At 59.9% G+C, this 14,423-nt stretch carries 15 protein-coding genes; 3 read left to right on the top strand and 12 right to left on the bottom strand.

Annotation, left to right across the window (positions count from 1 at the left end):
* Positions 1-27: 27 nt before the first annotated feature.
* The 11 genes from atpG to mnmG all read right to left on the bottom strand — a co-directional run bounded on the left by atpG (position 28) and on the right by mnmG (position 9,952).
* Positions 28-903, bottom strand: coding sequence for a F0F1 ATP synthase subunit gamma (atpG, locus tag CBW50_RS04005; protein ID WP_086144317.1), 876 nt, complete (start codon positions 901-903; stop codon positions 28-30).
* Positions 904-965: 62 nt separating this feature from the next.
* Positions 966-2,507, bottom strand: coding sequence for a F0F1 ATP synthase subunit alpha (atpA, locus tag CBW50_RS04000; RefSeq protein WP_034752701.1), 1,542 nt, complete (start codon positions 2,505-2,507; stop codon positions 966-968).
* Positions 2,508-2,585: 78 nt separating this feature from the next.
* Positions 2,586-3,131 carry a F0F1 ATP synthase subunit delta gene (locus CBW50_RS03995; protein WP_076564768.1) on the bottom strand — a complete coding sequence of 182 codons (546 nt, stop codon included), beginning with the start codon at positions 3,129-3,131 and terminating at the stop codon, positions 2,586-2,588.
* A gap of 2 nt (positions 3,132-3,133) precedes the next feature.
* Positions 3,134-3,604, bottom strand: coding sequence for a F0F1 ATP synthase subunit B (locus CBW50_RS03990; protein ID WP_071325906.1), 471 nt, complete (start codon positions 3,602-3,604; stop codon positions 3,134-3,136).
* Positions 3,605-3,647: 43 nt separating this feature from the next.
* The gene (atpE, locus tag CBW50_RS03985) at positions 3,648-3,926 is read right to left on the bottom strand and encodes a F0F1 ATP synthase subunit C (RefSeq protein ID WP_034752695.1); all 279 of its coding nucleotides are present in this window, start codon (positions 3,924-3,926) and stop codon (positions 3,648-3,650) included.
* Between the two features lie 59 nt (positions 3,927-3,985).
* Positions 3,986-4,795, bottom strand: coding sequence for a F0F1 ATP synthase subunit A (atpB, locus tag CBW50_RS03980; protein ID WP_046681851.1), 810 nt, complete (start codon positions 4,793-4,795; stop codon positions 3,986-3,988).
* Between the two features lie 51 nt (positions 4,796-4,846).
* Positions 4,847-5,215, bottom strand: a complete 369-nt coding sequence (locus CBW50_RS03975; protein WP_076564767.1) for an ATP synthase subunit I — start codon at positions 5,213-5,215, stop codon at positions 4,847-4,849.
* Positions 5,216-5,496: 281 nt separating this feature from the next.
* On the bottom strand, positions 5,497-6,381 hold the full coding sequence (locus tag CBW50_RS03970; protein WP_086144316.1) for a ParB/RepB/Spo0J family partition protein: 885 nt from the start codon (positions 6,379-6,381) through the stop codon (positions 5,497-5,499).
* Between the two features lie 64 nt (positions 6,382-6,445).
* Positions 6,446-7,216, bottom strand: coding sequence for a ParA family protein (locus CBW50_RS03965; RefSeq protein ID WP_086144315.1), 771 nt, complete (start codon positions 7,214-7,216; stop codon positions 6,446-6,448).
* Between the two features lie 157 nt (positions 7,217-7,373).
* On the bottom strand, positions 7,374-8,018 hold the full coding sequence (gene rsmG, locus CBW50_RS03960; RefSeq protein WP_086144314.1) for a 16S rRNA (guanine(527)-N(7))-methyltransferase RsmG: 645 nt from the start codon (positions 8,016-8,018) through the stop codon (positions 7,374-7,376).
* Positions 8,015-9,952, bottom strand: a complete 1,938-nt coding sequence (gene mnmG / locus CBW50_RS03955) for a tRNA uridine-5-carboxymethylaminomethyl(34) synthesis enzyme MnmG (RefSeq protein WP_086144313.1) — start codon at positions 9,950-9,952, stop codon at positions 8,015-8,017. Before mnmG ends, rsmG begins: the two co-directional genes overlap by 4 nt.
* A gap of 312 nt (positions 9,953-10,264) precedes the next feature.
* Here mnmG and sugE point away from each other — a divergent pair, with 312 nt between their 5' ends.
* The 3 genes from sugE to CBW50_RS03940 all read left to right on the top strand — a co-directional run bounded on the left by sugE (position 10,265) and on the right by CBW50_RS03940 (position 12,300).
* A complete protein-coding gene (gene sugE / locus CBW50_RS03950; RefSeq protein ID WP_086144312.1) occupies positions 10,265-10,585 on the top strand; it encodes a quaternary ammonium compound efflux SMR transporter SugE in 321 nt (106 codons plus the stop codon).
* Positions 10,586-10,596: 11 nt separating this feature from the next.
* Entirely contained in the window at positions 10,597-10,956 is a 360-nt protein-coding gene (locus CBW50_RS03945; protein ID WP_086144311.1) for an NADH-quinone oxidoreductase subunit A, read from the top strand.
* Between the two features lie 186 nt (positions 10,957-11,142).
* Positions 11,143-12,300 carry an iron-containing alcohol dehydrogenase gene (locus tag CBW50_RS03940; RefSeq protein WP_086144310.1) on the top strand — a complete coding sequence of 386 codons (1,158 nt, stop codon included), beginning with the start codon at positions 11,143-11,145 and terminating at the stop codon, positions 12,298-12,300.
* A 3-nt stretch (positions 12,301-12,303) separates the two neighbouring features.
* Here CBW50_RS03940 and CBW50_RS03935 read toward each other — a convergent pair whose 3' ends face one another.
* Positions 12,304-14,370, bottom strand: a complete 2,067-nt coding sequence (locus tag CBW50_RS03935) for a 3-hydroxybutyrate oligomer hydrolase family protein (protein ID WP_086144309.1) — start codon at positions 14,368-14,370, stop codon at positions 12,304-12,306.
* Positions 14,371-14,423 lie beyond the last annotated feature (53 nt).

Below are 14,423 nucleotides of genomic sequence, written 5' to 3'. Positions count from 1 at the left end.
TCGTTCCTTCAATATAGTTAAATTCGTTTAAACCGCAGCCGCACCGGCGACGATTTCGGAGAGTTCTTTGGTAATCGCAGCTTGGCGGGTCTTGTTGTAGATCAGCTTCAATTCGCCGATCACACTACCCGCGTTGTCGCTTGCAGCTTTCATCGCGACCATCCGTGCCGATTGCTCGGACGCCAGATTCTCCGCGACTGCCTGGTACACCAGCGCTTCTACATAGCGCTCCAGCAATTCGTCGATGATGCTTTGTGCATCCGGCTCGTAGATGTAATCCCACGAGTGTGCGCTCTTGTCGGCGACCATTTTGTCAGCCGTCAACGGCAGCAACTGTTCGACCACTGGTTCCTGCTTCATCGTGTTGATGAATTTGGTGTAGCACAGGTACACTGCGTCGAGCTTGCCAGCCTGGAATTCTTCGAGCATGACCTTGACAGGTCCGATCAATTTATCCAGGTGCGGCGTATCACCGGTTTGAATGGCAGAGGCGACGATCTTGACGCCGATGCGATTCAAAAAACCCAAACCCTTGTTACCGATGGCAACTGCTTCAATCCGGTTGCCAGCTGCTTCCAGCTCGCGCGACTTCGACGTCACCTGGCGCAGGATGTTGGTGTTCATGCCGCCGCACAGACCCTTGTCGGTCGTGACAACGATGAAACCCACTGCCTTCGCTTGCGTACCCTGGGCAGCTGCCAGGAACGGGTGCGTGTATTCCGGATTGGCGGTCGCCAGATTGGCGGCGATATTCCGAATCTTGTCACTGTAGGGACGGGCGGCCCGCATCCGGTCTTGCGCCTTGCGCATTTTGGACGCGGCGACCATTTCCATCGCCTTGGTGATCTTCTTCGTATTCTCTACGCTCTTGATCTTGCCTCGTATCTCTTTGCTTGATGCCATGAGTCCTTACTCCTTCTGCGCGTAGGGCGGCGCCTCACTCGAGGCGGGCGCCGCCTGGCCGCTTAATATGCGCCGGATTTCTTGAAATCAGCAATGGCCGCCGACAGAGTTGCTTCGCTGTCTTTGTCGAGTTGCTTGGTTTCTTCGATCTTGGCCAGCAGAGCAGCTTGCTTGGTCTTCATGTAAGCGTGGACACCAGCTTCGAACGACAGCACTTGCTTGACTGGCACGTCGTCCATGAAGCCTTTGTTCACCGAGAACAGCGATACGGCCATCAGCGAGATCGACAGTGGCGAGTATTGGGCTTGCTTGAGCAATTCCGTTACGCGGGCACCACGGTCCAGCTGCTTGCGGGTCGATTCATCCAGGTCCGAAGCGAACTGCGCAAACGCGGCCAGTTCACGGTACTGCGCCAAGTCGGTACGGATACCGCCGGACAGGTTTTTGATGACCTTGGTCTGGGCGGCGCCACCGACGCGCGATACGGAAATACCGGCGTTAATCGCAGGACGGATACCGGCGTTGAACAGTGAGGTTTCCAGGAAGATCTGACCGTCGGTAATCGAAATCACGTTGGTTGGAACGAATGCGGACACGTCGCCAGCTTGCGTTTCAATGATCGGCAGTGCCGTCAGGGAACCGGTCTTGCCTTTGACGGCGCCGTCGGTGAACTTCTCGACGTAGTCGGCGTTCACGCGTGCTGCGCGTTCCAGCAGGCGGCTGTGCAGGTAGAACACGTCGCCTGGGTACGCTTCGCGACCTGGTGGACGGCGCAGCAGCAGCGAGATTTGACGGTATGCAACAGCTTGTTTGGACAGATCATCGTAGACGATCAGTGCATCTTCACCGCGGTCACGGAAGTATTCGCCCATGGCGCAACCGGAGTACGGCGAGATGTATTGCATGGCGGCCGATTCCGAAGCGGAAGCGGCGACAACGATGGTGTATTCCATCGCGCCGTGCTGTTCCAGCGAGCGCACGATGTTCTTGATCGACGAGGCTTTTTGGCCAATCGCGACGTAGATACACTTCATGCCCTGGCCTTTTTGATTGATGATCGCATCAATCGCCACAGCCGACTTGCCGGTTTGACGGTCGCCGATGATCAGTTCGCGCTGGCCGCGGCCAACTGGAACCATCGCATCGATCGACTTCAGGCCGGTTTGCATCGGTTGCGAAACGGATTCACGGGCGATCACGCCCGGGGCGATTTTTTCAATCGCGGCCGTCAGTTTGGTCTCGATGGCGCCTTTGCCGTCGATCGGCTGGCCCAGCGCGTTGACTACGCGGCCAAGCAGCTCAGGACCGACTGGCACTTCCAGAATGCGGCCGGTGCATTTCACCGTGTCGCCTTCGGAGATGTGCTCGTAGGCACCCAGAATCACGGAACCGACGGAGTCGCGTTCCAGATTCATTGCCAGGCCAAACGTGTTGCCTGGGAATTCCAGCATCTCGCCTTGCATCACGTCCGACAAACCGTGGATGCGGCAGATACCGTCGGCAACGGAAATAACCGTGCCTTGATTACGCACTTCAGCGCCGCCGTCAAGACCTTGGATCCGGCTCTTGATCAACTCGCTGATTTCAGATGGGTTGAGTTGCATACTAACTCCTAAAAGTGTTTCTCTCAGCTTGCGCGAGGGGTAAGGGTCTGTCTAAGCTGGCCTGCCGAAGCGCGTGTCTTACGACACCAGTGCAGCGTGCAGTTGCTGCAGCTTGGCGCGCACCGAGGTATCGAGCACTTGGTCGCCAACAACCACGCGCACGCCGCCGAGCAGCGATGGATCCACTGTGACGGCAGGGTTGAGCTTACGACTGAATTTCTTTTCCAGCGTTGCGACCAGCTCGGCCGTTTGGCCTTCGCTCAGATCGAAAGCGCTCGTGATCTCGGCGTCAGCCGCACCTTCCACACTATTTTTCAAGGTGTGGAATTGCGCGCCGATTTCCGGCAGCAGGCTGATGCGGCCATTTTCGATCAACATGGTGACGAAGTTTTTCACTTCCTCATTGAGCGGCGATTTCAACAACGACAGGATGGTGGCGGCGACGTCGCTTTCCGAAACTTTCGGATTGCGCGCGTACGCCTGTACCTCGGGGTGGCTACCGATCTGTGCCAGTTCGGACACCAGTTCGGACCACGCCGCGAGGTTGCTTGACTCCTTACCAGCTTGGGCTACGCGGAACAAAGCTTCCGCGTAGGGACGGGCGACGGTTGCGAGTTCTGCCATGATTACAGCTCGACAGCAAGACGCTGCAACATTTCGGCGTGAGCCGTTGGGTTTACTTCACGCTTCAAGATCTGCTCGGCACCCTTGACAGCCAGGTCAGCCACCTGAGCGCGCAATTGTTCGCGTGCTTTCGACAGTTGCTGTTCGGCGTCCGACTGGGCTTGCGCAATGATACGCGCAGCTTCAGCTTGTGCATTTTGCTTGATCTCTTCAGCAACCAGCTGCGCGCGCTTTTCAGCGTCCGCAACGCGTTGCGAAGCTTCTTCACGTGCACTGTTCAATGCCTCTTGCGCACGCTTTTCAGCGACAGCCATCGAAGCCTGACCTTGATCGGCCGCAGCCAATCCATCCGCGATTCGTTTGGCACGCTCATCCAGCGCGTTGTTCAGCGCTGGAAATACGAACTTCATCGAGAACCAGACCAACACCGCGAAGGTGATCATCTGGCCGATGAGCGACATATTGATGTCCATACCTTTGCTCCTAACTAAAAGTTTCTCCTAGGGTTGGAGCGAATTACTGAGCAACAGCCGTCAGAGCGGACAGGAACGGGTTAGCGAACGTGTACAGCAGAGCAACACCAACGCCGATCATCGAGATAGCATCCAGCAGACCAGCGATAACGAACAGTTTGGTTTGCAGTTGTGGCATCAGTTCTGGTTGACGTGCCGACGCTTCCAGGAATTTGCCACCCAAGATAGCGAAGCCCAGAGCGGTGCCGATTGCGGCCAGGCCGATGATGATTGCTGCTGCCAGAACGGTCATGCTTTGTACTTGTGCGATCAGAGCTTGCATAAAATTCTCCTAAATTTAAAAACGAAAGATACTAAAAAAACAAAATATAAAGTTAAAGATTAATGTTTCTCAACCGCAAGGCTCAGATACACAACCGTCAACGCCATAAACACAAAAGCTTGCAAAGTTACAATCAAGATATGGAAAATTGCCCATGGACCACCCAACGCCCACTGTGCCCACCAAGGCAACAACGCGATCAAGATGAAAATCAGTTCGCCGGCATACATATTGCCGAACAGTCGCAGCGACAGGGAGATCAGTTTTGCAACCAGCTCAACCATTTGCAGCAGGAAATTGACGGGTGCCAGGGCAATCGTGCCGATCAGGCCGCTCGCATGGAACGGCGCCGTGAACAGTTCCTTGATCCAGCCGCCCAGGCCCTTGGCCTTGATCGAGAAGGCAATCACGCACAGCACGACGGACAGCGACATGGCGAAGGTGTGATTGACGTCGGCGGTCGGCACGGCGCGCAGTTTATGCACGCCAAACCAGCTCAGGATCTTCGGCAACAGGTCAACCGGCAGGAAGTCCATCGCGTTGAGCAGCCAGACCCACACAAAAATCGTGATGGCCAGCGGCGCGATGACCTTGCTTTTCGCGTGGAAGGCCCCATTAATAGTGTCATTGACGATTTCCATGACCATTTCGACGAAGTTTTGCAACTTGCCAGGGACACCAGCCGTCGCGCGGCGCGACGCCATGTAGAAAACAGCCAGGAAAACGAAGCCCAGAATGGCCGAAATCCAGAACGTATCCAGATTGATCATGCCGTCGGCACTTCTCAGGTGGGCCAGATGGTGACTGATGTATTCTGTGGCGTTGGCCGGGGCAGCATGGCCCGCTTCAATAGCGTGTTCTGTGGTCATAATGAATTTAGATTTGTCGTTTCAGAGCACAACAGGCCCCAAAACCAATGATTAAACAGCGAGCAATGAAAACCAGTATGCTAAGGTTGCCACCGCGAAACCCAAGATCAGCCATAACCAGGCGGCCGACTGAAACAACACCAGTGCCAATATAAACAGCACCGCTGTGATAAATATTTTCACCACTTCTGCGCGCAAATGCGCCCGGAATGCCTTGTTGGCGTCGCTGGAACCGCGAACGACCAGCATGGCATACACCAGGCTACCGATGACTGCGATAGCGCCGCCGTAAGCGGCGGACCAGCCTTTGACACTGCCACCAAAAAACAGGGTGACCGTTGCAAAACTGATAGCGATTGCAAGCTGCAGAGCAACTACTTTGTAGACTGGTTTGGCAATATTTTGTTGTGAATCACTCAATTACCAAGTTCCCAGAAAAATCTACACACGCAAAGACACGGGATTATAGTTGGCTTTGATCTATAGAGTCAAACGTTGCTGCACCGCAGCAGGGCAATTGCTGCGCGAAACTGACGCTTTACCGACTATTCGCCGCCATTTGCGCCACTATGTGGCAAAGCCGCTTGCCGGGCCGCTTCCAGCCGTGTTATCAAGGAATCACGTGATGCGCCCGGAAAGCGTGGCCAGCTTGTCCAGCCCGTTTCTCAACGCACCGTTCCGCTGCTTTGCCAACTTGCTATTTAACCACGCAAACGGGTCAACAAGCCATCGAGCACGTCAAGATCGGCAAAATCGATGACCAATTGACCACGGCCTTTGTTGCCCATCTTGAACACCACGGGCGTGGCCAGCGCATCGGACAGCTCTTCTTCCAGGCGCGCGATGTCACCGGACTTTTCCTTTTGCCGCGGCTCGACCGGGTTGGTCGCTTCCTCAAGCGTGCGGGTCACCAGCTTTTCCGTTTCGCGCACCGACAGGCGCTTGGCCACGACCTGATTCGCCAGCGTAATCTGAGTGGCCGCATCGACGGCCAGCAGCGCGCGCGCATGGCCCATGTCGATATCGCCGGCCATCAGCATGGTCTGCACGGGGCTGGCCAGATTCATCAGGCGCAACAGGTTCGACACGGCGCTGCGCGAGCGTCCCAGCGCAGTGGCCGCTTGCTCATGCGTAAAACTGAAGTCGGCGATCAGGCGGTGGATGCCCTGGGCCTCTTCCAGGGGATTCAAGTCCTCGCGCTGGATGTTCTCGATCAGCGCCATGGCCGCGGCGGCCAGGTCGTCCACATCGCGCACCAGCACCGGCACTTCCATCAAACCGGCCAGCTGCGAGGCGCGGAAGCGGCGTTCGCCGGCGATGATTTCATATTTAACAAGTCCGCTCAGGGTATCCTGGCCTATCGGGCGCACCAGGATAGGCTGCATCAACCCCTGCGCCTTGATCGAGGCGGCCAGTTCATTGAGCGCGCCCTCGTCCATGCGCGTGCGCGGCTGATATTTGCCGGCTTGCATTTGTGACACGGGCAAGTTCGACGGTTGATGCGTGTCCGGACTGGCGAAGTCGCCGCCGCCGCCCAACAGCGCATCGAGTCCGCGACCCAGTCCTTTTAGTTTTTTCGTAGCCATGCTGTCCTAATCGTGTTTTCAGAGTAAGCGCTCACATCACATTGCGTTCGCGCTTGCTCCTTGTTTACATATGTTTGATGCGTTCGACCATTTCGGCGCCGAAGGCGATATATGCCTGGGCACCTTTCGAGCTCGGGTCGAAGGTCACGCCGGGCAAGCCGTACGATGGCGCTTCGGCCAGGCGCACGTTGCGCGGAATAATGGTGGTAAACACCTTGTCGCCGAAATGCTGTTCCAGCTGGGCCGACACTTGTTGCGATAATGTCATGCGCGGATCGAACATCACGCGCAACAGGCCGATGATCTTCAGGTCGGGGTTCAGGTTGGCGTGCACCTTCTTGATGGTGTTGACCAGATCGGACAGCCCTTCCAGCGCGTAGTACTCGCACTGCATCGGGATGATCACGCCATGCGCGGCGCACAGGCCGTTCAGGGTCAGCATCGATAGTGCCGGTGGGCAATCGACCAGGATGAAATCGTATTCGCCGTCCACTTCGGCCAGCGCATCCTTCAGGCGGCGTTCGCGGTTATCGAGTTCGACCATCTCCACTTCGGCGCCGGCCAGCTCGCGGTTCGACGGCAAGACATCGAAGCGCCCCGCTTCCGAACGCTGGCGTGCCGTTTTGACATCGGACTCGCCCAGCATCACCTCATAGGTCGACGCCGTCAGGCCGGCCTTGTTGATGCCGGCGCCCATGGTCGCATTGCCCTGCGGGTCGAGGTCGACCAGCAGCACGCGCTGGTTCAACTTGGCCAGACCGGCGGAGAGGTTGACGCTTGTTGTGGTTTTACCAACACCACCCTTTTGATTTGCTACACAAAAAATTTTGGCCATGTATCTTCTAGTTGTAAAGAGATGCAAACATCATCGTGCGCCCCGGCATCAGGCCGAAACGATTTATACTGTTTATTTCGTTTATACGATATAAATCATTTATATGGTTTATATTATTTATACCGTATAAACTATTTATACTTTTTATTTCCGCTTTTCAGACTCTTGCTATAAAGACCAGATGACGCTCTGCATTTAGCCCTGGCACCTGGATAGCCCGCAATTGCGTCACTTGCCAGTCTGCCGGCAGTCTCTCTCTCTCGTCTGGCGGCGCCACGCCTTTCAAGGCGATGAATTGGCCGCCCTCGGCCAGCACATGGTTCGACCAGTTGACGAAGTCGGACAGGTCGGCAAAGGCGCGCGAGGTGATCACGTCGAATTTCTGCTGCACTTCCAGCTGCTCCACGCGCTTCGTGTACACCGTGACGTTGGCCAGGCCCAGTTCGGCCTTCACTTGCGTCAGGAAGGCCGTCTTCTTGTGCACCGTGTCGATCATCGACACCTTCATATCGGGCCGCGCGATGGCCAGCACCATGCCCGGCAAGCCGCCGCCGGCGCCCACGTCGAGCACATTCTTTGCATCCGCGAACGCCGGCACGGCGGCCAGCGAATCGAGTACGTGCAAGGTCAGCATCTGCAGGGGATCGCGCACCGACGTCAGGTTGTACACGCTGTTCCATTTGGCCAGCAAGGCCAGGTAATCGAGCAGTTTTTCCGTCTGATCCGCGCTCAGGTCCAGCCCCAGCGCGGCGATGCCTTCATTCAAAATCTGGGCAAGTTGCGCCCGGTCAAACTGCTTCATTCAACAACCTCGTCCTTTAAAGTGGTGGTCTGCGCGGCGCCGAAGCCGCGCTTTTTCAGGTGCACCAGCAGCAGCGAAATCGCCGCCGGCGTCACGCCCGAAATGCGCGATGCCTGGCCCAGGGTTTCCGGGCGCTGCTTGTCGAGTTTTTGCCGCACTTCGACCGACAGCGCAGCGATGTCCAGGTAATTAAAACCTGCCGGCAAGGCCAGGTTTTCATAGTGTTCATGGCGCTCGATTTCCTTGCTCTGGCGCTCGATGTAGCCCGCATATTTGAGCTGGATTTCCACCTGCTCGCGCACGGCGGGGTCTTCCACGCCGGGCCCGGCCAGCGCCTGGCCTTCGATGCCCGTCATGCTCATCAGGGTGTCGTAGGCCACGTTCGGACGGCGCAGCAGGTCGGCCAGCGAGTACTCGCGCTCGAGGGCCTGGCCGACGATGCGTTCCGACTCGGCGGCCGCCAGGATGCGCGGATTGACCCACGTGGAACGCAGGCGCTCAAGCTCGCGCGCCACCGCTTCGCGCTTAGTCTCGAACGCTTGCCACTGGGCGTCGCCCACGCAGCCCAAGGCGCGGCCGATTTCCGTCAGGCGCATGTCGGCATTGTCTTCGCGCAGGCTCAGACGGTACTCGGCGCGGCTGGTAAACATGCGGTACGGTTCCTGCACGCCCTGGGTGATCAGATCGTCGACCAGCACGCCCAGATAAGCCTCGGAGCGGCCCGGTACCCAGGCGTCCTTGTCCTGCGTCAGCAAGGCCGCATTCAGGCCCGCCAGCATGCCTTGCGCGGCCGCTTCTTCGTAGCCCGTGGTGCCGTTGATCTGGCCGGCGAAGAACAGGCCGGCAACGGCCTTCGTTTCCAGCGAGGCCTTCAAGCCGCGCGGGTCGAAATAATCGTATTCGATGGCATAGCCGGGACGCAGGATGTGCGCGTTTTCCATGCCCTTCATCGATTGCACCAGGGCGATCTGTACGTCGAACGGCAGGCTCGTGGAGATGCCGTTCGGATAGAACTCATGCGTCGTCAAGCCTTCCGGCTCGAGGAAGATCTGGTGCGATTCCTTGCCCGAGAAACGGTGGATCTTGTCTTCGATCGACGGGCAATAACGGGGACCCACGCCTTCGATCACGCCCGTGTACATGGGGCTGCGGTCCAGGCCGGCGCGGATGATGTCGTGCGTCTGCGCGTTCGTGTGCGTGACCCAGCACGGCACCTGGCGCGGGTGCATGGCCGTGTTGCCCATGACGGAGAACACGGGCACGGGATCGAGGTCGCCCGGCTGTTCCTGCATCACGGAAAAGTCGATCGTGCGGCCGTCGATGCGCGGCGGCGTGCCCGTTTTCAAGCGCCCCTGCGGCAGTTTCAGCTCTTTTAACCGGGCGGACAGCGAGATGGCGGGCGGATCGCCGGCGCGACCGGCCGAATAATTATTCAGGCCCACGTGGATCTTGCCGTCGAGGAAGGTACCGGCCGTCAGCACCACGGCGCGCGCCAGGAACTTCAGGCCGATCTGCGTCACGGCGCCGACGACGCGGTCGCCTTCGACCATCAAATCATCGACCGCCTGCTGGAACAGCCACAGGTTGGGCTGGTTTTCCAGGCGCGTGCGGATGGCGGCCTTGTAGAGAATACGGTCAGCCTGGGCGCGCGTGGCGCGCACTGCCGGGCCTTTCGAGGAATTCAGGATGCGGAACTGGATGCCGGACTCGTCGGTGGCGATCGCCATCGCGCCGCCCATGGCATCGACCTCCTTGACCAGGTGGCCCTTGCCGATGCCACCGATGGAAGGATTGCACGACATCTGGCCCAGTGTCTCAATATTATGCGTGAGCAATAGCGTCTTCTGCCCCATGCGGGCGGAAGCGAGGGCCGCCTCGGTACCGGCGTGACCACCACCGACAACGATGACGTCGAATTCTGTAGGAAATAACATGATAAATAGGTAACAGTGCAGGTAAAAATGCGAGGATTGAGCTCCGATTATAGAGTCTTTTTGCAAGCGCAACCTTACGCGGGTCACTTTTTGCTTAATTTTTACTCAGCAAGGGCATGACAAGGGCTGTTTCTGTTTCACGTGGAACACGAATCGCGTCCTGGCCCGGGCTGCGGCAACCGTCAATGTTTGTTACAATTGCCGCGTCGTCCGCAAGGTCACGCCAGTGGCCGGCGCGACGATCCTCCAGGAGGACGGCCTCCCCCATCATGGGAACATACCGGGACGGCCCGCTCTGTATAAGGAGCCGCCATGGCCTGGATACTTTTAATTATTGCCGGCATGCTTGAAGTCGTGTGGGCATATTCGATGAAACTCTCCGCGGGTTTCACCAGACTCACCCCCTCCGTTGTCACCGTCGTCATGATGATCGCCAGCTTCGGCTTGCTGTCGCTGGCCATGCGCACCCTGCCCCTGGGCACGGCCTACACCATCTGGACCGGCATCGGCGCCGTCGGCGCCTTCATCGTCGGCATCGTCTTTCTGGGCGAACAAGTCAACGCCATGCGCGTGTGCGCCGCCGTGCTCATCGTGTGCGGCATCGTGCTGATGAAACTGTCATCGAGCCACTAAGAGGAATCTCCATGCTCCTCGAAAACTATTTCCCCGTCCTCCTGTTCATACTGATCGGTATCCTGGTCGGCATCGTGCCCATGCTGCTGGGACGCGTGCTCGGTCCGCACAAACCCGACGCACACAAGCTGTCGCCGTATGAATGCGGCTTCGAAGCATTCGGCGATGCGCGCATGAAGTTCGATATCCGCTTCTACCTGGTCGCCATCCTGTTCATCCTGTTCGATATCGAAGTCATCTTCCTGATGCCGTGGGCGGCCAACGTCAACGCACTGGGCTTGCCCGGCTTCTGGGCCGTCATGGGTTTTCTCGCCGTATTGACCATCGGCCTGGCCTACGAATGGAAACGCGGTGCGTTGGAGTGGGAATGACAGACCTGCTCCTGCTCAAGCTGCTCATGGGTGTCGGCCCGGATGCTGGCGGCGGTGTCCGGCGTGGCGCTCGTCGTGAGCCAGGCGCCGGCCAACCGCTTACCGGGCACAAACTGTTCCACGTGGAACATGCGCGGAGCCGGAAAGCGGAGTAAGCTTGGCTTCTGTTCCTCGCCAGGAGTACGCATGTCCGCCTTCCAGTTTCGCACCGTGCCCCATGTAATCGTCGACGCGGGCGCCGCTGCCCAACTGGGCGCGCACATCGCCCATCACTTTCCGTCGGTACGCCGCGCCCTGCTCGTCACCGATGCGGGCTTCCTGTCCACGGGACTGGCCGAGGCTCCCCTGCACAGCCTGCGGGTGGCGGGCATCGACGTCCACGTATTTTCCGAAGTGCAAGCCGATCCCCCGGAAGCCGTCGTGCTGGCCGGCGTGGCCCAGGCCCAGATGTTTCACGTGGAACTGATTATCGGCCTCGGCGGCGGCAGCTCGCTCGATGTCGCCAAGCTGATTGCCGTCCTGGCGCCCGGGCATCAGGAACTGGGACAACTATATGGCATCGGCAATGTCCAAGGCCAGCGCCTGCCGCTGGTGCAATTGCCGACCACGGCGGGCACGGGTTCGGAAGTGAGCAACATCGCCATCGTCACCACGGGCGCCACCAGCAAGATGGGCGTCGTCGCGCCGCAGCTGTATGCGGACCTGGCCATCCTCGACGCCAGCCTCACCCTGGGCTTGCCGCCCGCGATCACGGCCGCCACCGGCATCGATGCCATGGTGCATGCGATCGAAGCCTATACCAGCCGGCTGCTGAAAAATCCCCTGTCCGACATGCTGGCCCGCCAGGCACTGTCATTGCTGCATGGCCACCTCGTCACGGCTTGCAGCGATGGCGCCAACTTGCCGGCACGCCAGGCCATGCTGCTGGGCGCCATGCTGGCCGGCCAGGCGTTTTCCAATGCGCCCGTCGCGGCCGTGCATGCGCTCGCGTATCCGATCGGCGGCCTGTTCCACGTGCCACATGGCCTGTCGAATGCGTTGGTGCTGCCGCATGTGCTGCGTTTTAATCTGTCCCATGCGGCGCCCCTGTATGCGGAGCTGGCCACCGTGCTCCGGCCCGCCATGAAGGGCAGCGATGAAGCGCGGGCACAGGCGCTGATCGATACCATGCAGGAAATTGCCGCAACCACCGGCATCGCGCGTACCCTGCGCGAGGTGGGCATCGCGGCCAGCGACCTGGACCGGCTGGCCGACGAGGCCATGCTGCAGACGCGCTTGCTAGGCAACAATCCCCGCACCGTCACGCGCGGGGATGCCCGGGCCATCTATGCGGCGGCCCTATGACACTCAGTTGGGCACATCCACCACGGCGCCCGTCACGCTGATCAGATTGGCCGGCACGGGCGCGGCGGCAATCGGCGGCACGTTGACGTTGGTGATCAGGGTCGACGCATCGGCCCGCGTCACCGTGCGCACCACCTGCGACGGCGGCAGGGCCTGCTGCGAAGCCAGGTGTGCGTACATGGCGTCGAGCGCGCGGTTCAGATAGACGTGCAAGGGCACGATCCGGGTCGGCAAGGCGCTGCTGAAAGAATCGAAGTGGTTGGCGTTGGTTACCTCGATATAGCGCAAGCGACTGGCGGCGCCTTCCACGGCGGCATTAAGGCCCACATACGCGCGCGAGGCATGATTGACAGGTATCAAGGTATCGCTGCGGCCATGCACGATGATGGCCGGCTTGCCGTTGAGCTTGCCAACCGCCTGCACCTCCGCCATGCCGGCACGCACGCGCACGCTTTGCCCAGCCAGGGTGCCTTCCAGGTTGGCGCCGCTGACGGCGTCGCGCCCCGTGGCCAGGCTGCGCAGGCACAGGAAGCCGTCGAGCGACTGGTCCGCCAGATTGCTTGAGGGCGACACGCCGGCCGTGTACACCCTGGCGCCGCCCACGCTGTTTTCATATACGACATTGCCGACGATGCCGCTCTGGGTGGCAAAGCTGGCGACCTTCTGCGCCGACGTGAACGCGATCGGGTTGCCGCCGCCATCCGTCTGCGCAAACGTGAACCCGCATACTTTATCCGTCACGGAAAATTTCCCGTAGGCATACGCATACGTGACGGCCACCAGGATATTCGTGCCCGCATGCGCCGCCTGCAGCGGGTCGGAATCGGCCTGCCAGCCATACGCCTGCAAGCGCAGTTTTGCGTCCGCCTGCTGCGCCGCCAGGTCGGCACCGTTCAACAAGCCTTTGGCCACCAGCACCGTGCAGCGTCCCGCATTGCCGGCCACGGAAGCGATACATGGCTGGTACAGGGCCGCGTAGGTGGCGTAGTCGAACAGGGCGCGCCCGGGATTGGCCACCAGCACCCCGCCCTGGCGCACGCTGTAGGCCGCGGAAGGCTGCGGCTGGATCTGCGGCTCGCTGGCCGCCACGCCGCTGATCAGCCCCCCCGTATCCTGTTCCGCCGCCAGCAGGGCCGAGCCGGCGCCATTGGAAATGCTCGACGCAATCGTGATGGTGTTCTTCGGCGTCAGGCGCACGATGCGCGAGCTGCCGTCGCGGGCCAGCACGCCGTAGCGCTCGTTCAAGACGTAGAACGCCATCTCGACCGCCTGCAAGGTCACCTTGCCCCAGTCCTTTTCCGGGTTCTGCTGCGAGTGCGCATGCTTGAAGGCGATTCGGTTCGGATAGGCGGCGGCCCAGGCGAGGCGATCGGCGTCGCCCAGGTCGGGGGCGAAAATGGCGCTCTTGCCGGCAGCCCCCCTTCCCGCGCGCACGCCGTTTTGCAGATTGACGCTGTCATCCTCGAACACATACAAGCCCGTGCCGGACCCCTTGTCCGCATACGCCACGGCGCAGCCTTTCTTCAAGCCCCATTCGCCGGAGCTGCCGATAGCGCCGTAGATGCCGCGCGAACCGCTCGACGTGCCCGTGACGATGCAGGCGTGGTCAGGATCGAAGCTGGACGGCACCTGCACCATCAAGGTCACGTTCTTCTTGCCCGTGCCGTCGTCGGCGTAGGCGATGTATTCGCTGCCGGCAATCAAGCCCTCGCCGCCGCCCACGTTGCCGGCCGCGTCCACGTTCGGGCCGTACAGGGTGCCGTAGCCGCTGTTGGCAGCGATGTCGAGCACGGCGCGGTAGTTGGCATAAATCGCATTGCGGCGCAGTTCCACCGGCGTCGGCTGTTCCGCATTCGCATACAGGGGCGTGGCGCCCGCCAGCCCCGTCTTGCCCAGGCCCGCCGTCAGCAAGTCATTGCTCTTGCCGTCGTAGTCGGCGCGCGCAATCGTTCCCAGGTAGCCGGGCATCCGGTTCAGCTCTTCGGGTGCATGGTTGCTGCCGCAGGCTGCCAGCAGCAGCAAGGTGCACAGGCCCACGCCAGCGGGCGCGCACGTACTCGTCGTTTGCATGGTGGTTCTCTCCGTTGAAGTCACAATGGACGCACAATGAAAAACGCCGGATG

Source organism: Janthinobacterium sp. GW458P, assembly GCF_002127585.1.
In the GTDB taxonomy this organism is placed as follows: Bacteria; Pseudomonadota; Gammaproteobacteria; order Burkholderiales; family Burkholderiaceae_D; genus Janthinobacterium.
Note: the sequence above shows the minus strand (reverse complement) of the source record. Positions and strands in the feature narration are given on the sequence as shown.